This window comes from Chryseobacterium hilariae, assembly GCF_051400735.1.
GTDB lineage: Bacteria > Bacteroidota > Bacteroidia > Flavobacteriales > Weeksellaceae > Chryseobacterium.
In genome coordinates this window covers 282,342-301,132 of sequence record NZ_JBLFFJ010000004.1, presented here as the reverse complement: position 1 = coordinate 301,132, position 18,791 = coordinate 282,342, and the positions used below count along the sequence as shown (strand labels likewise).

Genomic DNA, 18,791 nt, shown 5'->3' with positions numbered 1-18,791 from the left:
ATGAAAAATTTACTGTCTGCAGTTTTTATTGTATCATTGTTATTAATGGCCTGTTCAAAGAAAGAGACTCCGGGTTTCGCAGCTGATCAGGATATTAAAATTCATTATGATACGGCAGCGGTGGATTCATTCTCAGCAGGAGCAACATCAATAGATATTGTTCGCCAGATCAGGATGTCTTCACAGAAATACCAGGACTCTGTAGAACAGGCCGAAAAACTTCAGAAAGAAGAGCAGAAGCTGAAAGAAGAACTTGAGAAAGAAAACAAAAAGAAGCTGGAAGAGGATAAGAAAAAGACTGAAGCAGATAAGAAACAGAAAACAGCTGACAGCCCGCCAGCCAACAGAGTGAAAACAGAATAAAATACATTTAAAAAAATATACAATATGAAAAAACAAATTTTAGCAGCAGCTGCAGTGGCAGTACTTGCTGTATCATGCACAAAGTCAACGACTAAAACAGAACAGGTTGAAAATGCAGACGGATCGGTAACCACTACTACCACTACAGTTTCAGAAACACCTTCTGTTATAGATACTACTAAAATAGATAAGGCTAAAGAAAATGTAAAAACTAAAGTTGATGCTGCCGGGAATAAAATAGACGATGCCGCTCAAAAAGCTAAGGAAGACCTTAATAAGGCCGGAAAAGATATCAAAGCCGGTGCTAAGGAAGTTGGGCAGGACGTAAAAGATGCAGCAGCAGATGGAGCAGCTAAAGTAGAAGAAGGGGCAAAAAAGCTTAAGGAGGATTTAAAGAAATAGTAAAATATTAATACTAAATACAGAAAACGCAGCCAAATTTTTGGCTGCGTTTTTTATGAATTATATTTTCTTTTGATGGAGAGAGGCGTGTAATCTCATCTTCCGGAAAATTTATTTATCATTAAGTTCCAGTAGGGGATCTATATATTCCCTGTCATTGCTCAATCTCGGGACTTTATTCTGGCCGCCGAGTTTTCCTTTAGATTCCAGCCAGCGGTAGAAAAGATCCGGCTTTGCAATGTGGACAATTGGTCTTTTCAGGGTCAGGTTATTGTATCTTTTGGCTTCATAATCCGAATTGACCGTTTTCAGATGATGATCAAAAGCATCGGTAAAACGCTCCAGGTCATCCGGATGCCGGCTGAATTCGAAGATCCATTCATGGGCGCCACTTTCATTTTCTTTCATGAAAACAGGGGCTCCGGTAAAATCGGTGATGCTTGCTCCGGTAGCTTCACAGGCTTTGGTAAGAGCAGACTCCACGTTGGTAATCATAAGTTCTTCTCCAAAAGCGTTGATATAATGCTTGGTTCTTCCCGTAATTTTTATTCTGAAAGGATTGGTTGAGGTAAATACAACAGTATCTCCGATCAGGTATCTCCACAGTCCCCCGTTTGTCGTGATCACCATTGCATAGTTTTTTCCCACTTCAACATCTTCCAGGCTTACGACTTTCGGATTGGAAAAATGAAACTGGTCCATCGGAATAAACTCATAAAAAATACCATAATCCAACATCAGCAGCATTTCATCGCTGTCGGATCTGTCCTGTATCCCGAAGAACCCTTCGGAAGCATTGTAAATTTCGTAGTAATTGATCTTTTTCCCGATGATCTGCCTGTATTGGTCCCTGTAAGGTTTAAAACTGATCCCGCCATGGAAAAAGACCTCTAAATTAGGCCAGAGCTCAGAAATGTTTCCGGTTCCTGTCTCTTTTAAAACTCTTTGAAGAAGGACCATCATCCAGCTGGGTACTCCAAGGATGCTTCCCACGTCTTCGTTTTTTACTTCCGAGGTAATGGCTTTAAGCTTACTTTCCCATTCAGCCATCAGGGAAACTTTTTTGCTCGGTGTTGTAGTGATTTCTACCCAAAAAGGAAGATTGTCAATTAAAATAGCAGAAAGATCTCCGAATTTGGTGTTGAAATCTGCATGAAGTTCGGAACTTCCGCCCAAACGAAGATTCTTATTGGTAAATAGTTGGTTCTCAGGATGGTTATTGGCATAGATGGAAACCATATCTTTTCCCGCTTTCATGTGGCAGTATTCAAGGCTTTCTGCAGAAATGGGGATAAACTTGCTTTTTGCATTGGTAGTTCCCGATGATTTTGCAAAATGTTTGATGTAACCCGGCCAGCTTACATCCTTGTGTCCCTGTCTGGCTTTCTCAATATAAGGTTCAAAATCTTCATAAGCAACGATCGGAACCTTGTTTTTAAAGTCCTGATAACTCGAAATCGAATTAAAGCCGTATGTTTTGCCGTATTCAGTGTCTTCTGCATGAAACAATTGCGAAAAGAGTATACCTTTCTGGGTTTCAATAGGATGATCCATGAAATTCTGAATCTGATCTATCCTTTGACGGATAAACCAGTTGACGACAGTGTTAAAAAGTGCCTTTGTTGCCATTTCAACAAATATAATAATATTTGGATTTTTAGAAAATTTTTATGATGTTAAATAAAAAAACCGCTACAAATTATGTAACGGTCGGTATTTAGATTTATTATTTTCTTAGCAATACTCATCAAAAGCTGCCTGAAGATTGGCTGCAATAGCACCTGCAGGATTTCCTTCAATGTGATGTCTTTCCAGCATGTGAACCAATTCGCCATCCTTGAAAAGGGCTACGCATGGTGAGCTTGGAGGGAATGGAGCCAGGTGTTTTCTTGCTTCTGCTACAGCTTCTGTATCAAATCCTGCAAAAACAGTTGTTAAATGATCAGGCTTTTTATCTCCTGTCAAAGAATATACAACTCCCGGTCTTGCTGCACCAGCCGCACACCCGCAAACTGAATTAATAACCAATAGAGTAGTGCCCGGCTGTTTTAAAGCTGCTTCTACCTGTGCTGGAGATGTTAAATCTTCGAAACCTTTATCTGTAAGTTCTGCCTTCATAGGCATTACTAAATCTGTTGGATACATATATTTTGTTTTTATCGGTACAAAGTTAAACAATTCTTTGCGTTTGTTCAATATATAAAAACTATCAAAGATTTAGTCATAAGAAATTATTCAAATATTAATATTTCAACAATATTTGAATAAACATGAAATAAAATTATGAATAATGAGATTTATTTATTAAATTTGAAATGATTCTGAAAACAACTGACCATGAAAAAAACATTTACTGCTTTCCCTCGAGCACTCAAATTATTTAACACGACCTGATTTACAGCAGTTAAGTAAGACTTATTCGGTTTTGAGCGATGCTAGACTGAATTAAATATTATGAATATCCAAAATGAATCCCGGAACGCCAGCGTTCCGGGATTCTTTAATCAAATCGATATGCAAAGGTTGGATATCCTGGTTTTTAAGGCTTGTGCCTCATGTTGCCCCGAATCTCGTGACACGTATTTGTTTACGAAAGCAGCTTCTTAGCCATTTCGGAAATACTTTTTCCGTCAGACTTTCCTGCCAGTGCCTTTGAAGCAGCTCCCATCACCTTACCTAAGTCTTTGGCAGATTCAGCTCCGGTTTGGGCAATAATATTCTTAATTTCTGTTTCCAGTTCTTCCGGACTAAGCTGTTTGGGCAGATATTTCTCAATCACCTTCATCTGGGCTTCTTCCACTTCAGCAAGGTCATTTCTTCCCTGTGCCGCAAACTGTTCAAAGGAGTCTTTACGCTGCTTGATCATTCTCTGCAGGATAGCAATTTCCTGTTCTGCAGAAACTTCAGCACCTCTCGCTTCCGTCTGTAGAAGTAAAATCTGAGCTTTTACAGCTCTCAGAGAGTCCAGAGCAACTCTGTCTTTTTCTCTCATAGCTGTTTTAATAGCTTCACTTATAGTATTTTCTAAACTCATGGTATATAATTTATCAATGTAAAAGTGCATCAATGTACCAATTTGAACAAGTCATTGCTACACTGTTAAATTGATACATTGTTATATTATTTAGTCAACATCTTTATTCAAAAATCTGTTTTCTCTCACCTGCATGGATCCATTGTTGTCAGATAGGTAAGTGTTGATATTCTGGTCTGATGCGTTGGTTCCGTCAATGGCAATATTTTTTCTCTTGAATGCCGGTACAGATTCGAATTCGCTTGTGCTGTCAAAGCTTTGATAGCGTGAATTGAATTCTTTTAATTTATTTCTTCTCTCCGAAATTCTTTCCTGATCAACAGCTTTATTTACAAACGTGAATTCTGACTCGGCAGGTTTTGGAGTTTCAATTTCTGTTTTTTCCTCAAAAGCTGGTTTTGTTTCAGCTTTTGGTTCTTCCTGTCTTGTCTGGAAGATGGCTTCAACTGCCTGAACCGGAATTTCAGTTACTGCACTGGCGGGAGCTGTAAACTCTGCTTTTGGCTGTCCGAAATCTGTTTTAGGCTCATTATTAGATGAAGGCTGGTTGTTGACAAAGAAACTGAATTCAACGGGCTTTTCATCTGAGAAAGCACGGGTTGCCGGTGTAGACGGAGCTTCATCTTTTCTGGCATCAAAATCAAATTTAAAAGACTCAATTTCCAGATCATTAGGATCTTCTCCTTCTTCGTCATCATGAGAGAACAGGCTGTAGGATTCTTCTTCTGCTTCTTGTTCATTTCTCCAGCTATTCTGTGTACCTTCCTCTTTATCAAAGAATTTTATATCAGTTTTAATTTCTTCTTCTTTAATAATCATTTTTTTTTCAGAAGAAGTCATACCGAATTGTGGAGCATCACTGTCTTCATCATCCAGCCTGAATGTGTGTTTTCCTCCGAAATCACGTGTTGTTTCAGAAGTGGCATCTCTTTCTTCCCTTGTTTTAAAAGGAGAGGCTTTCGGGGCCTCTAAACTGTCGTTAAGGCTAATTCTGATTTTTTCTGTAGGTCCGGCGAATCTCTTGCTGTCATTTGAAAAACCTGTAGCGATAACAAGAACGCTTACAGAATCTCCTAATTCCTCATCAGCACCCACCCCGAAGATAATATCAGCGGTATTTCCTGCCTCTTTCTGGATGTGATCCATAATTACACCGATCTCATCCATGGTTACTTCTTCAGCACCACTTCTGATCAAAAGAAGAACATTTTTAGCTCCTGTGATCTTGTTGTCATTCAACAACGGAGAGTCCAGTGCTTTTTTAACAGCTTCTTCTGCTTTGTTTTCTCCTGAAGCAATTCCGGTAGACATCAGAGCTGTACCAGAGTTCTGAAGCACAGATTTAGCATCTCTAAAGTCAATATTTACATCGAAGTAACCGGTAATAACTTCTGCCATTCCTTTCGCGGCATTGGTTAAAACTTCATCGGCTTTTGAGAATCCCTGCTTGAATCCCAGGTTTCCGAATTGCTGTCTCAGTTTATCATTATTGATCACAATCAGTGAGTCAACATTATTTCTTAGTTTTTCAAGACCTATTTCAGCCTGTTCAAGTCTTCTTTTACCCTCAAAGCTGAAAGGAACGGTAACAATACCTACCGTTAGAATTCCCATGTCTTTGGCTACTTTGGCAATAACCGGAGCTGCTCCTGTCCCGGTACCACCACCCATTCCGGCTGTAATGAACACCATTTTGGTATTCTGACCCATGGATGCTTTGATCTCTTCGATGCTTTCAATAGCGGATTTTTCCCCAACTTCAGGATCGGCTCCGGCCCCAAGACCTTCTGTGATGGTAGTCCCCAGCTGTACTTTATTGGCAACAGGGTTATTGTCTAAAGTCTGGGCATCGGTATTACAGACCACGAAATCTACTCCGTAAATACCTTTTTCGTACATGTGTTTCAGGGCATTGTTTCCGCCGCCGCCTACACCGATTACTTTTATGATGGATGAATTTCCTTTTGGCAAATCAAATGAAAATCCTTGTGTACCTATATTTTCCATAACTATGCTTTTTATAATTGATGATTGATGAATGATAATTGATGAGTGATAAATGGCGCCGGCAATAAACTGTGTGCATTTTATTTATCAATTATCAATAATCTTCTATCATTTATATTTTATTCTACTTCTTCAAAGAATTTTTTAACTTTTTCCATAAGCGACTGTCCGAAGGTCAGTTTCGCTCTTCTGTTTTCCTGCTGCTCGTTAACAGTGGGTTGTTCCTGAACTATAGCTGTCGGCTGGGCCTGCTGGGCTGTTTCTGTCTGTACTGCAGCAGTTTCTGCTTTAGCCATTTCTTCTTCCACGAGATCCTCTGCTTCAGCACCCTGTTTTTTGTCCCGAATCTTTAAACTTTCCATCAGCAAGCCGATTGATGTAGCAAATTCCGGGCCTTTCAGGTACTGATTTTTATCGTTCGCAATATATTCGTTGGCAAAACCGATTCTGCTGTCAAAACCTGTTGTATAGTTGGCAAGCTGACGAAGATGCTTTAAGTTGGATCCACCTCCCGTAAGGACAATCCCTGCGATCAGCTTTTTCTTTTGCTCAAATGCTCCGTACGCTTTTAATTCTGTATTTACCATTTCAAGGATTTCTTCTACTCTGGCGTTGATGATCTGTGCCAGGGTTTTAAGAGAAATTTCCTTATCCGGTCTTCCATGAAGCCCGGGAATAGTAACAAATGTACTGTCTTTTTCTAATTCCGGAACAGCAGAACCGAATTTTACTTTCAGCTGTTCTGCATGTTTTTCTATAATAGAGCAGCCTTCTTTGATATCTTCCGTAATTATTCCGCCTCCGTAAGGAATTACGCAGGTATGACGGATGATATTGTCCTTGAAGATTGCAATATCTGTGGTACCGCCACCGATGTCTACAATAGCAACGCCGGCTTCTTTTTCTTCTTTAGTTAATACAGCTTCGGAAGATGCCAAAGGCTCCAAGGTAAGGGCTTCCATTTCCAAGCCGGCCTCTCTTACACATCTTGCGATGTTTCTGATGCTGCCCATCTGTCCTACTACCACGTGGAAGTTAGCTTCTAAACGTTTTCCGTGCATTCCTACCGGCTCCTGAATTTCACCTTCAGAATCCACTTTGTATTCCTGTGGAAGAACATGGATAATTTCTTCTCCGGGAAGCATCACAAGCTTTTTTACCTGATCTTTCAGTGCTTCAATGTCGTCGTCTGTAATAAATTTATCCGGATGCTCACGCATGATATAGTCGGAATGCTGCAGAGAACGGATGTGTTTTCCTGCAATACCTACTGTCACTTTACGGATAGGAACTCCTGCGCTGGACTGTGCTTCAGAAACGGCGGCCTTGATTGAATTAATGGTTTGTGAGATATTATTCACAATTCCTTTATGAACTCCAAGACTTTTGGCCTTTCCAACCCCGAGAACTTCTATCTTCCCGTGTGCATTCCTCCTTCCGACAATCGCGACAATCTTCGTTGTCCCGATGTCCAGACCTACTGAATACTCTTGATTTTCCATTTTATGTCGATTTGATTTTTTTCTACTTTTTCCTTATTTTTTCTGAATTGGATTTTCTCCAATTGTATGCTGAACTGTCCATTCGGACTCATTTTATTCTATTTTAACCTTTGCCTTAGGCTTTGTGGCCGTTGGCTTTTTCACTGTTTTTTTTGTTTCCCTGGGCTTAGTTGCAGTTTTTGGTTTTATGCTTTCCTTCGGCTTGGCTGCAGCTGTTTTTATCTTTTTTGCTGCAGTTCTTGGCAGTATATCCGGTTTTTTTACGGCTGCTAGAACAGGTGCTTTTGCCAGCTCTTTATTCCCTGCTTTAAGAATACTGTCGTTTTCTTTGAAATAAGGGTTTAAAGTGGTTACAATCTGGTTTTGGTATTTTACAGAAACCATGCTGTATTTTTGGGGATCCTGGAAGACAAGATATTTTTCCACGAAAGTTTTTAAACCTTTTACTTTAAATTCAATATTGTCAAGATCTCCTATTTCCACTTTATAATTTCCGTCGCTGGTCAGAAGGTTATAATCGTCTTTGTCTTTTGAAATTCCGATAAAGAATTTTTTGCTGAAATCATCTTTATCAATTTTTTCAACCAGCTGGGCCAGTTTCTGATACTCGTCCGGCTTCACATTTCCGGTTACCAGCATGCATGGATGCGAGTAGGTTTTGGAAATAGGGAATTCGGTTCCTTTTTCATCTACATAAAAGTCTCTTCCGTCTTTGTTTAATCTGAAAACGGGAACCCTCTGTTTAATATCGAGATACAGTTTCCCGTTCAGGTTTAAATAGACATTGGCACTGTCTACGGCCGGAAGTGAATTGATCTTCTTTTCCAGAACAGGAATATTCAGTTCTCCTACTTTCCCGGAGGGATTTTCTTTTTTTACAATTTCCCGGATATCTTTTTCATCAATGAAGTATACGGGTGTTTTTTCATTCATTTTTACAGAAATCTTATTGTCCGTGATCTTCTGGCCGCTGAATCTCTTCAACGAGAAACTCAGCAGTAATCCAAGAATGATCACTGTGACAGCAATTTTTAATATTCTGTATTTATTTTTCATATACTTTGTACAGAAGAATTTATCCATTCACAAATAGGATCATACAGGGTATCAATATTTCCTGCACCTACGGTGAGAAGGATGTCAAAATCTTTTTCTTTTATTTTTTCGAAAGCACCGGACAAGTCGGATTTTTCTTTTTTATCTAAATTCACTTTTTCCAATAACCAGCCAGAGGTTATTCCTTCGAAATTTTCCTGAAGCTCTCTTGCAGGGTAGATATCAAGAAGAATCAGTTCATCCGCTTTGCTTAAACTTTCTGCAAATCCGTCCGCAAAATCTCTTGTTCTGCTGAAAAGATGCGGCTGAAAGACCACTAACAGCTTTTTATCCGGGTAAAAGGTTCTGATTGAACCCATTACCGCATTGATTTCTGTTGGGTGGTGGGCATAATCATCGATATAAATTTTACCGTTAGGATAAATATGCTTGGTATATCTTCTTTTAATTCCTTTAAAATTGGCAATAGCCTTTTTCAGGGTTTCAAAATCCACGCCTAAATTGTGAAGAATTGCCAATGCTGCTGTAGCATTTTCCACATTATGGATCCCCGGGATTTCCCACACGAAATCTTTTACGGTTTCAGAAGGAGTATGGAAATCAAAATAAATTTTGTCATGTTCCATCCGCAGATTGTCTGAATAATAATCTGCCTCTTCATTGACAGCATAGGTTTTATGATCTCTGCCAATATCCAGTCCTTTTCTTACAAATAACTGTCTGTCATTCGGAACAAGGGCTGCAAACTGCTTGAAACCTTCTTCAATCATATTTTTATCACCGTAAATATCCAGATGGTCTGCATCGGTAGAAGTTACTACTGCCCAGTCCGGAGAAAGGGTAAGGAAGCTTCTGTCATATTCATCTGCTTCTACTACCGAATATTGTGTGCCATTATATAGGAAATTGGATCTGAAATTCTCGGAAATACCACCTAAAAAGCATGAAAACGGAAGATCGGCTTCTTTGCACAAATGTGAAACCAATGTAGAAGTAGTTGTTTTCCCGTGGGTTCCGGCTATGGCAATACATTCTGTATTTTCTGTGATCAGGCCCAGAACTTTGGCACGCTTTAAAACTTCAAACTGATTTTGGTTAAAATAATCTAATATTCCCAATGTTTTAATGGCGGGAGTGTAGATTATAAGGGTGTTTGCTGGTTGAAGCGCTATTATTCTTTCGTCAATAAGATCTTCAAAAACAATATCAATTCCTTCGTTCATCAGCTGTGTGGTAAGCTTGGTATTGGTCTTGTCATAGCCCAGCACTTTTTTACCCGAAGCATTGAAATAACGTGCCAAAGCACTCATTCCGATACCTCCGATTCCTACGAAGTAATAATTTTGATATGTTTCTAATATGTTCATTCTTTGTCTATTAATGTATTTTGTACAATGCATTCATGTATATTTATCGCTAATACATTTACATTGTACTCTTTACCGTTTTAAATATCTCATCCACAATTTCCTTTGCTGCATTTGGTTTAGCAAAATAGTTCAGATTTTGAGACATTTCACTTCTTAAATTCTCACTGCTGCATATTTCCTCTAACGTACTCCAGAATTTGTCCTGCATTTCAGAGTCTTTTACCATTCTTGCTGCATTTTTTTCCACCAGGTTCATGGCATTTTTGGTCTGGTGGTCTTCCGCAGCAAAAGGGAATGGCACGAGAAGAACAGGTTTCTTTGCTACTGCCAACTCTGAAATGGCAATGGCGCCAGCTCTTGAAACAATAATATCTGCTGCAGAATAGGCCAGCTCCATATCTTTAATGAATTCCAGGATCTGGATGTTTCTGCTGTCGGTATCTTTTGTTTCTTCAATAATATCTTTATAATCAAGCTTCCCTGTCTGCCAGATCAGCTGATAATCTTTTTTGATCACTTCATTTAAATGGGCTCTCCATGCATTGTTGAGTGTTCTGGATCCTAAAGAGCCACCTACTGAAAGGATAGTAAGCTTATCTTTATTCAGTCCCATTTTTTCTTTTGCCTGAGCGGTTTCCTGCATTCCTGTAATGATATTCTCGCGAATAGGATTGCCCAGGAATTTTATTTTTTCGGCAGGGAAGCCTTCTACTTTTGGATAAGCTGTGAAAACCGCTTTGGCTTTCTTGCTTAATATTTTATTCGTTACACCGGCATGGGCATTCTGCTCCTGAATGAAGATTGGAATTCCCAGTTTACTGGCTTCATATAAAGCCGGTCCGCTTGCAAAACCACCTGTTCCTATCGCAAAATCCGGAGCGAAATTTTTAATTATCCTTTTTGATTTAGATAAGCTTTTCAAAATTTTGAAAGGCAGTCCTAAATTTGATAATATATTCCCTCTGTCGATTCCGGCGATATCAATTCCTTCAATTTTATAGCCTGCCTGCGGAACTTTTTCCATCTCCATTTTTCCGTTGGCTCCTATGAACAAAAATTCTGTATCAGGAAATCTTTTTTTGATCTCATCTGCAATGGCAATAGCCGGGAAGATGTGTCCTCCTGTTCCGCCGCCGGATAATACTACTTTTAGTTTTTTGTTCATTTTTATTTTCTTATTGATACCGGTTGTTTGCATTAAGCGATATCATTAATTTCTGCCACACTCTGTTTTTTGCCCATTCCTTCTTCATCGTATATCTGGATTCTTGAGCTTATATTTAAAATAATTCCAAGCTGGAGGTAGGTGACCAGCATGGAGGTTCCTCCATAACTTATCAGTGGCAATGGCTGCCCTGTTACCGGGATCAGGTTAACGGCTACTGCAATATTGACAGAAAGCTGTATGAAGATCATTACCCCGAGACTAAGCACGAGCAGCGAGCCGAAAAAAGCGGGCATTTTACTGGCAATCATCACAATCCTGATCATCATAATAAGATAGAGACATATCAGGAAAGCGGCGCCAATCAGTCCGTATTCTTCTACAATCACAGCAAAAATAAAGTCGGAGGCGGATTGCGGAAGCATTTGCTTTAATGCGCTTTTTCCAGGTCCCATTCCGGTAATTCCACCATGCACAATAGCTGCTTTGGCCTGCATTACCTGATAGTTTTTAGCTTTTACGCTTTCATCATCTACATCCGCAGTTTTTGCTTTGCTGGAGGTAAATGTTTCAATACGGCTCATCCACGTATGCACACGGTTTCCACCGATGAGGTTGGTGTTTAGTGCAATAATCAGGAAGAGAACAATGGCCACAACCGATGAAGATATAAAACCTGCAATGTATTTCCAGTGAAGCTGTCCTATGACCAGAACAATTACAGAAACCATCAGGATCATCAATGCTGTAGAACCGTTGTCTTTCGCTACCAACACAAATACCAGCAGGATGGGCCCGAAGATATACATAATGTTCTCAATCGGAAGTCTTTCCCGTGTTATTTTCTTAGTCAGATACCTGCAGAGATAAATGACGAGCATTAAAAAGGCAAATGACGACGGCTGGAATGAGATAGGGGTTCCTGGGATTTTCAGCCATCTTGAAGCACTGGCCCCATCAATGGTTTGTCCTGTAAACATGGTGACTACGAGCAGAACAATCATTAAACCGAGCAGGATACTGCTGAGCTTTCCGATGTACTCATATTTTATCATTCCAACGACTCTCATGATCACCAGACCCAGAACTACAAAGAACATATGCTTGATAACGTGACCTGTAGTGGTGCCGTTATTAACAATATATTCCAGATTTGAACTTGCAGAGTATACCGGGAAAATAGAGAAAATGGAGATCACAAGGATGACCATCCAAAGTACTTTATCGCCCTTTAGCAATTCAATTCTGCTTTCTGTGTTCTGTTCGTCCATATTTTTTTGTATTGATGTAAAATGTATATTGTAGTTACATCCGACATTTACTTTTTACATTTACTTTAATACCTGCTCTTTAAACTGTTTTCCCCTGTCTTCATAACTTTTGAACAGGTCAAAACTTGCGCAGCATGGCGAAAGTAAAACGGTATCTCCGTTTTTTGCCAGCGATTTTGATATTTTCACGGCTTCTTCCATGCTTGAAGTATCATAAATGAATTCTTTTTTGTCTTTAAAGAAGTCTATGATCTTCGTATTATCTATTCCCAAGCAAACGATTGCTTTAACTTTTCTTTTAACGAGATCCTCAATTTCTGAGTAGTCGTTTCCTTTATCAAGTCCTCCCACGATCCAGACCGTCGGGGTTTTCATGCTTTCTAAGGCATAATAAGTGGCATTTACGTTCGTTGCCTTACTGTCGTTGATGTATTTTACACCATTGCTTTCTGTTACAAATTCAAGCCTGTGCTCTACCGCCTGGAAAGTCATCAATGAGTTTCTGATGCTTTCATTATTGATTTCCAATATTTTACCGGCAATAGAAGCGGCTAAGCTGTTGGCAACATTATGATTTCCAAGAAGAGACAGTTTATCGATCTTCATAGAAAACTCATCCTTCATTTTTACCACGATTTCATCATCATTGATAAAACCACCTTCGGCCAGCTTTTCTTTTGTGGAAAAAGGAATCATTTTCGCTTTTATTTCCAGCTTTTCCAGGATATTTTTGCTCATCTCGTCATCTTTGTTGTAGATAAAGAAATTATCATTTTCCTGGTTTTCAGCAATTCTGAATTTAGCTAAAGCATATTCTTCATAATTATAATTGTACTGATCCAGGTGATCCTGGGAAAGGTTCAGCAGCAGGGAAATATAAGGTCTGAAGTTTTGAATATCATCCAATTGGAAAGAGCTTACTTCCAGAACATAATATTCATGATTTTCATCGGCAACCTGCTTTGCAAAACTGTATCCTATGTTTCCTCCTAATCCTACTTTTAATCCGTCATTTTTCAGGATGTAGTAGATCAGGGAAGTTGTTGTTGTTTTTCCGTTGCTTCCTGTAATGGCAATGATCTTGGCATCGGTGAATTCCGAAGCAAATTCAATTTCAGAGGAAAGTCTTATTCCTTTTTCATGAATTTTGTGAACGATCTCCGCCTTTTTGGGAATTCCCGGGCTTTTTACAATCCAGTCGGCATCTAAAATCCTTTCTTCGTTGTGGTTTCCTTCTTCAAATTCAATTTCATTTTCGGCTAAAAACTGCTTATAGTTATCCTTAATAGCTCCTTTGTCTGAAAGAAAAACCTCCAGACCTTGTTTTTTCGCTAAATAAGCAGCTCCGCATCCGCTCTCTCCACCTCCTAAAACAACTATTTTCATATCTACTTTGATTTAATGATTGAAAGATTATAAGATTCAAAAATTTTTAAATGCTTAAATTTTTCAATATTTTAAATGATTGGTTATCTCATTTTTAATGTGATCAGGCATACAATAGCCAGCACTACACCGATGATGATCATTCTGTTCACGATCTTGCTTTCATGGAAGCCTCCTTTCTGATAATGGTGGTGCAATGGTGACATTCTAAAAAATCTGTTATTCTGAGCATATTCCAGCCCGTATTTTCTTTTTCTGTATTTGAAAACAATAACCTGGAGCATGACAGACACGTTTTCTATCAGGAAGATCCCGCATAAAACCGGAATCAGAAGTTCTTTTCTTAAAATAATCGCTAAAACGGCAATTACCCCTCCAAGCATCAGGCTTCCTGTATCGCCCATAAAAACCTGGGCAGGATAGGTATTGTACCAGAAGAAACCGATCACGGCTCCTACCATGGCTACGGCAAAAATGGTGGTTTCACCCATATTCGGCAGGAACATAATATTGAGGTAGTCTGCAAAAATAATGTTCCCGGAAAGGTAGGCGAACAAGGCGAGGGTAAGCAGTATGATGGCACTGGTTCCTGCTGCCAGTCCGTCTATTCCGTCTGTAATATTGGCTCCGTTTGATACGGCAGTCACGATGAAAATAACGATAGGGATAAAGACAATCCATGCCCACTCATGGGCATCTTTATCATTCATCCAAAAAAGAATACCGCTATAATCGAACTCGTTGTTTTTGGCAAACGGAACAGTAGAAACGGTGATCTTTTCTGTAGGCATAAAGTTCTGTTCTACATTGTTTCTGTTCACCACTTTTGCGTCTGCATATTTTCTTTTAACAGTGATATCCGGATGGAAATACATTGTAATTCCGACAATTAGCCCTAATCCGACCTGACCTACAATTTTAAATTTTCCGCTCAGCCCGTCTTTATTTTTCTTGATTTTCTTTAAATAATCATCTACGAAACCTATAGCACCCATCCATAACATGGAAACAAGCAGCAGAACGATATAGACATTGGTAATTCTGGTAAAGAGTAGCACCGGAATTATCGTTGCGATAATAATAATAAGTCCTCCCATGGTAGGGGTTCCTTCTTTCTGCTTTTGTCCATCTAGCCCAAGGTCACGTACCAATTCGCCCATCTGTTTTGATCTTAGATAGTTGATGATTCTCTTACCGTAGACCAAGGCAATGATGAGAGAAAACAGCACAGCGATACCTGCACGGAAAGAAATGTATTTCAGCATTCCCAATCCCGGTATGTGGATTCCCTGACTGGTTAGATATTCGTATAGATAGTATAGCATGTTCTTTTTTTAATCTAGTTTTATTTGCTCATTAACCTCCAAAGTTCGTTGATCGTTTCTTTGTCGTCAAAATGGTGTTTTACGCCATTAATGTCCTGGTAGTTTTCGTGGCCTTTTCCGGCTACTAAAACAATATCTTTCGGTTCTGCAAACCTGATCGCCATTTTGATGGCTTCTTTTCTGTCCGGAATTGAAGTGTATTTGCTGAAATTTTGAGATTCAACACCTGCTTCAATTTCTTTGATGATCTGGGCCGGATCTTCTGTTCTCGGATTGTCTGAAGTGATGATTGCCAGCGTTGATTTTCTGGTGGCAATATTTCCCATTTCAGGTCTTTTGGAGTGATCTCTGTCGCCTCCGCATCCGAAAACGGTGATCAGCCTTTCGTTTTTCGTTCTTATATCATTGATGCTGTCCAGAATGTTTTCTAAAGCATCCGGAGTATGTGCATAATCGACGATGAAGAAAATTCCTCCGTCTGATTTAAATGTTTCAAATCTTCCGGAAACTCTTTTCAGCTTACTGATTGCCTGCAAAATTTCATCCTGCTCAAAACCCAGTTCGGAAGCAATTCCGAAAACCAGCAGTAGATTATAAATATTGAATTTTCCTGTCAGTGTGGTCCAGAATTCTTTTCCGTTAAAGTTCAGCAGCATCCCGTTGAAATCTATTTCTAAAGATTTCCCGTGGTAATCGGCCATGGTTTTCAGGGCGTAAGACTTTTTCTTTGCCTTTGTGTTCTGGAGCATTACCATGCCGTTCTTGTCATCCACATTCGTGATAGCAACAGCATTATCTTCTAGCCCGTCAAAAAATCTTTTCTTTGTTTTAAGATATTCGTCGAACGTTTTATGATAGTCTAAATGGTCGTGGGTAAGGTTGGTGAAACCAGCCACTTTAAAATGTAAGCCCTCGATTCTGTTTTGGGCAATTCCGTGGGAACTTACCTCCATGAAAGCAAATTCACAGCCTTCTTCAACAGCCTGGGCTAAAATTTTATTGATGGTAATAACATCCGGAGTGGTATGTGTTGCCGGGATAATTTTTTCGCCGATTCTGATTTCTACCGTAGAAAGCAGTGCAGAATCATAACCCAGATTTTTGAAAACATCAAAAAGAAGGGTAGACACAGACGTTTTTCCGTTGGTTCCGGTAACTCCGATCAGCTTAAGTTTCTGAGATGGGTTTCCGTAAAAATTAGAAGCAAGATGTCCCAAAGCTTTAGATGAATCTTTTACCTTAATGTAGGTTACGCCTCCATCCATTGTTTCAGGGAATTCTTCGCATACAACGGCCTTCGCACCTTTTTCAACAGATGATGCAATATATGAATGTCCGTCTGCAACGGTACCTCTCACCGCAATATAGAGCGAGCCTTCCGTAATCTTTCTGCTGTCGAAAACCAATTCTGTAATCTCACGGGCGTCGTCGCCGTGTATTTCCAAAACTGGGATTCTTTTTAATAATTCTGTTATTATCATTTTATATCTGACAGGAATTTTTCCTATCCTTTATTAATAGCCCTTTGGCCTTGTTTCTGTTATTAATTCTGCAGAGACAAATAAATTCTCTGGTTTTTGCTGATGATTGTGCCTTCCAGCGGGAACTGTTCTTTTATTCGTCCAACTCCTTTATAATCAACTCGATATCCTAAGTTTTCCAATTGAGGGATGATATTTTTTCCTATCAATCCAACTACGCTTGGCATTTGCTTGTTGTTTACAGCGATTTTTACATTAGGCTCAACCATTTTATTGAGGTTTACCTTTCTGTCTACAAGCATTTCTTTTTCAATATTCTGCGGCGTTTTAAGGAATGTTTTTCCTGCAATTTCTTTAAATACCGGTGCTGAAACGGCACCTCCGTAAAAGCCTATTGATGTATTGGGCTCACTGATCATCACATAACATGTGTATTTTGGATTATCAGCGGGGTAAAAGCCTGCAAAAGAAGCTCTGTACTTCATTGGGCCAGGAAGCCAGTATTCAAATCGTGCGGTTCCTGTTTTTCCTGCCATTTTCAGGTTAGGTGTAAAGATGCTTCGTCCTGTTCCTTTTTCTACGGCTTTGGTCAGTGCGCTGGTCATCATTTTGATTGCTTTTTCCGAAGCCATTTTATTCACCATTACTTCGGGTTTTGCACTGTACACTACTTTTCCTTCTTTCACAATCTTGTCGATGAATAAGGGCTTAAGCATTTTACCGCCGTTAGCAACCCCGTTATAGAAGGTTGTTAGCTGTAACAGATTGATATTTGATGAATATCCGTAAGAAATAGAGGCCAGTGTTGCGGCATTCCATCTCTTGTGCTGTGGAGTCAGAATCTTCGGTTTTGTGATTCCCGGAAGTTCTATATCCATTTTATCAAATAACTTCCATCTTTTCAGGTGCTCAAGGAAGATCTGGGGTTTTTCTGCGTAATATTTTGTAATTAATTTTGCAGTTCCCACGTTACTTGACTTTGCTAAAACATCACTTATATCATAGGTTCCTCCGCCATGGCCGTCTGAAATTCTCTGTTTTGCATAGGTCCAAACTCCACCACCTACATTTACGGTTGTATTTTCATCAATAAATCCGTCATCCATTGCTGCCAACAGAGAAATGGTCTTAAAGGTAGAACCGGGCTCAATATTATCTTTTAAAGCATAGTTGTAAGAGTCTTCGTATTCTCCGGACTCTGTTCTTCTCAGGTTCACAAGAGCACGAACCTTTCCGGTTTGTGTTTCCATGACAATCACAGTTCCGTGTTTAGCTTCATAGGTGATCAGTTGCTTCTGTAAAGCAGAGTGTGCAATATCCTGAATTCTAAGGTCTAAGGTGGTGTAAACATCTTCACCATCTATAGGTTCTTTTACTTTCCAGTAATCAATTGGCTTCCATTGTGATGAGTTGATTCTTTGCTCCAATCTTTTTCCGTCAGTTCCTGTAAGGTATTTTGAAAAAGCACCTTCAAGACCGGCTTTCACTTCGCCGTTATCCATACCGATGGTTCCTGCTCCAATTTCTGATGTAGCCAGTTCTCTTTTATAATTTCTGTCGACGATAAAACCTCCTTTATTTTTTCCTTTTTTAAAGATCGGAAAGTTCCTGATCCTGTCATATTGGTCAAAATCAAGGCCTTTAACCAAAGTATAGTATTGGTTTTTCTTCTTTTTCTGTTCGTCAAATTTCTTTCTGAATTCTCCTCTGGGTTTTCCGAACATTCTGCTCAAAGAATCTGTTAATGCACCGATATTGTTGCTGTAGATTGTATCCTTCATTGTTTTAAAATCAAGGTAGATATCATAGCGCATTACGGTTGTTGCCAGAATAGATCCGTCTGAAGCAAACAGGTTTCCGCGGGCAGCCTTGAGAGTGGCTTCACGGTAATTTTTATTAATGTAATCGTCCTTAATTTCCTGAACATTAGTGTTTTGCAGGATTATGATCCTTGCAAGAAACATCACAAATACGCACAGGACTCCTACAGCGAAGAGATAGCCCCATCTTAACGTTTTTTTACGTTTGTTATCGTATTCATTTTGTTTTTGCATCTGTACTGTCCAGTTTTATTAGCAATTTATGAGGATGGTTTTCCAAAGTCATCAGTGAGTCTTTTGCTACTTCCTTCCCCAGTTGGGATTCCATTTTTACTTTAATCAGCTTACTCTGGGCGTAAGCGTTTCTTGATTTATATTCTTCAGTTTCTTCTTTTAATGCATTGACAATCTTGATCTTCTTGTTGACGAGGTGGTTGCTATAAATCATCGCCATCATGAGGACGAACAACAGTAAAAAATACTTGTAATGAGTTTTGATCTCATCACGGTTCAGAAAGTTTCCTTTTATAATATCTATAAAAGTGAGTTTTTTCTGAGGGCGGTTTGTTGTTCGTTTTGCCAATTTGTTTATGTCAATTTGTTTGCAGT

Annotated in this window: 16 protein-coding genes; 2 read left to right on the top strand and 14 right to left on the bottom strand. The window is 39.3% G+C overall.

The annotated features are described in order from the left end of the window. Positions 1-363 (top strand): hypothetical protein, encoded by a 363-nt coding sequence (locus tag ACMGDK_RS13875; protein ID WP_436808504.1) that lies wholly within the window; start codon positions 1-3, stop codon positions 361-363. Between the two features lie 24 nt (positions 364-387). Beyond that, positions 388-765, top strand: coding sequence for a hypothetical protein (locus ACMGDK_RS13870; RefSeq protein ID WP_436808503.1), 378 nt, complete (start codon positions 388-390; stop codon positions 763-765). Between the two features lie 111 nt (positions 766-876). Here the strand turns inward: ACMGDK_RS13870 and ACMGDK_RS13865 are convergent, their stop codons facing one another. The 14 genes from ACMGDK_RS13865 to ACMGDK_RS13800 form a co-directional block, all read right to left on the bottom strand. Then, the gene (locus ACMGDK_RS13865) at positions 877-2,394 is read right to left on the bottom strand and encodes a GH3 auxin-responsive promoter family protein (protein ID WP_436808502.1); all 1,518 of its coding nucleotides are present in this window, start codon (positions 2,392-2,394) and stop codon (positions 877-879) included. Between the two features lie 105 nt (positions 2,395-2,499). Then, positions 2,500-2,910 (bottom strand): BrxA/BrxB family bacilliredoxin, encoded by a 411-nt coding sequence (locus ACMGDK_RS13860; RefSeq protein WP_436808501.1) that lies wholly within the window; start codon positions 2,908-2,910, stop codon positions 2,500-2,502. Between the two features lie 442 nt (positions 2,911-3,352). Further along, positions 3,353-3,799 (bottom strand): GatB/YqeY domain-containing protein, encoded by a 447-nt coding sequence (locus ACMGDK_RS13855; protein ID WP_436808500.1) that lies wholly within the window; start codon positions 3,797-3,799, stop codon positions 3,353-3,355. Positions 3,800-3,889: 90 nt separating this feature from the next. Next, on the bottom strand, positions 3,890-5,806 hold the full coding sequence (ftsZ, locus tag ACMGDK_RS13850) for a cell division protein FtsZ (protein ID WP_436808499.1): 1,917 nt from the start codon (positions 5,804-5,806) through the stop codon (positions 3,890-3,892). Positions 5,807-5,925: 119 nt separating this feature from the next. After that, the gene (ftsA, locus tag ACMGDK_RS13845; RefSeq protein ID WP_436808498.1) at positions 5,926-7,308 is read right to left on the bottom strand and encodes a cell division protein FtsA; all 1,383 of its coding nucleotides are present in this window, start codon (positions 7,306-7,308) and stop codon (positions 5,926-5,928) included. Positions 7,309-7,401: 93 nt separating this feature from the next. After that, on the bottom strand, positions 7,402-8,364 hold the full coding sequence (locus ACMGDK_RS13840) for a cell division protein FtsQ/DivIB (protein WP_436808497.1): 963 nt from the start codon (positions 8,362-8,364) through the stop codon (positions 7,402-7,404). Next, complete coding sequence (murC, locus tag ACMGDK_RS13835) at positions 8,361-9,731, bottom strand: UDP-N-acetylmuramate--L-alanine ligase (protein WP_436808496.1); 1,371 nt, start codon at positions 9,729-9,731, stop codon at positions 8,361-8,363. The genes ACMGDK_RS13840 and murC overlap by 4 nt, the downstream gene beginning before the upstream one ends. A gap of 58 nt (positions 9,732-9,789) precedes the next feature. Then, the gene (gene murG, locus ACMGDK_RS13830; RefSeq protein ID WP_436808495.1) at positions 9,790-10,899 is read right to left on the bottom strand and encodes an undecaprenyldiphospho-muramoylpentapeptide beta-N-acetylglucosaminyltransferase; all 1,110 of its coding nucleotides are present in this window, start codon (positions 10,897-10,899) and stop codon (positions 9,790-9,792) included. A 32-nt stretch (positions 10,900-10,931) separates the two neighbouring features. Next, positions 10,932-12,170: an FtsW/RodA/SpoVE family cell cycle protein gene (locus tag ACMGDK_RS13825; protein WP_436808494.1), complete on the bottom strand. Its 1,239-nt coding sequence runs from the start codon at positions 12,168-12,170 to the stop codon at positions 10,932-10,934. 60 nt (positions 12,171-12,230) lie between these two features. Beyond that, positions 12,231-13,556 (bottom strand): UDP-N-acetylmuramoyl-L-alanine--D-glutamate ligase, encoded by a 1,326-nt coding sequence (gene murD / locus ACMGDK_RS13820; protein ID WP_436808493.1) that lies wholly within the window; start codon positions 13,554-13,556, stop codon positions 12,231-12,233. Positions 13,557-13,639: 83 nt separating this feature from the next. Beyond that, complete coding sequence (gene mraY / locus ACMGDK_RS13815) at positions 13,640-14,881, bottom strand: phospho-N-acetylmuramoyl-pentapeptide-transferase (protein WP_306841195.1); 1,242 nt, start codon at positions 14,879-14,881, stop codon at positions 13,640-13,642. Positions 14,882-14,901: 20 nt separating this feature from the next. Next, positions 14,902-16,362 (bottom strand): UDP-N-acetylmuramoyl-L-alanyl-D-glutamate--2,6-diaminopimelate ligase, encoded by a 1,461-nt coding sequence (locus ACMGDK_RS13810; protein ID WP_436808492.1) that lies wholly within the window; start codon positions 16,360-16,362, stop codon positions 14,902-14,904. 62 nt (positions 16,363-16,424) lie between these two features. Then, positions 16,425-18,416 (bottom strand): penicillin-binding transpeptidase domain-containing protein, encoded by a 1,992-nt coding sequence (locus tag ACMGDK_RS13805; protein ID WP_436808491.1) that lies wholly within the window; start codon positions 18,414-18,416, stop codon positions 16,425-16,427. Then, on the bottom strand, positions 18,400-18,765 hold the full coding sequence (locus ACMGDK_RS13800) for an FtsL-like putative cell division protein (protein ID WP_040992842.1): 366 nt from the start codon (positions 18,763-18,765) through the stop codon (positions 18,400-18,402). The genes ACMGDK_RS13805 and ACMGDK_RS13800 overlap by 17 nt, the downstream gene beginning before the upstream one ends. Between the last annotated feature and the right edge of the window lie 26 nt (positions 18,766-18,791).

Coding starts and splice junctions, on each gene's coding strand:
- ACMGDK_RS13875 (WP_436808504.1), top strand. CDS start 1: ATGAAAAATTTACTGTCTGCAGTTTTTATTGTATCATTGTTATTAATG.
- ACMGDK_RS13870 (WP_436808503.1), top strand. CDS start 388: ATGAAAAAACAAATTTTAGCAGCAGCTGCAGTGGCAGTACTTGCTGTA.
- ACMGDK_RS13865 (WP_436808502.1), bottom strand. CDS start 2,394: ATGGCAACAAAGGCACTTTTTAACACTGTCGTCAACTGGTTTATCCGT.
- ACMGDK_RS13860 (WP_436808501.1), bottom strand. CDS start 2,910: ATGTATCCAACAGATTTAGTAATGCCTATGAAGGCAGAACTTACAGAT.
- ACMGDK_RS13855 (WP_436808500.1), bottom strand. CDS start 3,799: ATGAGTTTAGAAAATACTATAAGTGAAGCTATTAAAACAGCTATGAGA.
- ftsZ (WP_436808499.1), bottom strand. CDS start 5,806: ATGGAAAATATAGGTACACAAGGATTTTCATTTGATTTGCCAAAAGGA.
- ftsA (WP_436808498.1), bottom strand. CDS start 7,308: ATGGAAAATCAAGAGTATTCAGTAGGTCTGGACATCGGGACAACGAAG.
- ACMGDK_RS13840 (WP_436808497.1), bottom strand. CDS start 8,364: ATGAAAAATAAATACAGAATATTAAAAATTGCTGTCACAGTGATCATT.
- murC (WP_436808496.1), bottom strand. CDS start 9,731: ATGAACATATTAGAAACATATCAAAATTATTACTTCGTAGGAATCGGA.
- murG (WP_436808495.1), bottom strand. CDS start 10,899: ATGAACAAAAAACTAAAAGTAGTATTATCCGGCGGCGGAACAGGAGGA.
- ACMGDK_RS13825 (WP_436808494.1), bottom strand. CDS start 12,170: ATGGACGAACAGAACACAGAAAGCAGAATTGAATTGCTAAAGGGCGAT.
- murD (WP_436808493.1), bottom strand. CDS start 13,556: ATGAAAATAGTTGTTTTAGGAGGTGGAGAGAGCGGATGCGGAGCTGCT.
- mraY (WP_306841195.1), bottom strand. CDS start 14,881: ATGCTATACTATCTATACGAATATCTAACCAGTCAGGGAATCCACATA.
- ACMGDK_RS13810 (WP_436808492.1), bottom strand. CDS start 16,362: ATGATAATAACAGAATTATTAAAAAGAATCCCAGTTTTGGAAATACAC.
- ACMGDK_RS13805 (WP_436808491.1), bottom strand. CDS start 18,416: ATGCAAAAACAAAATGAATACGATAACAAACGTAAAAAAACGTTAAGA.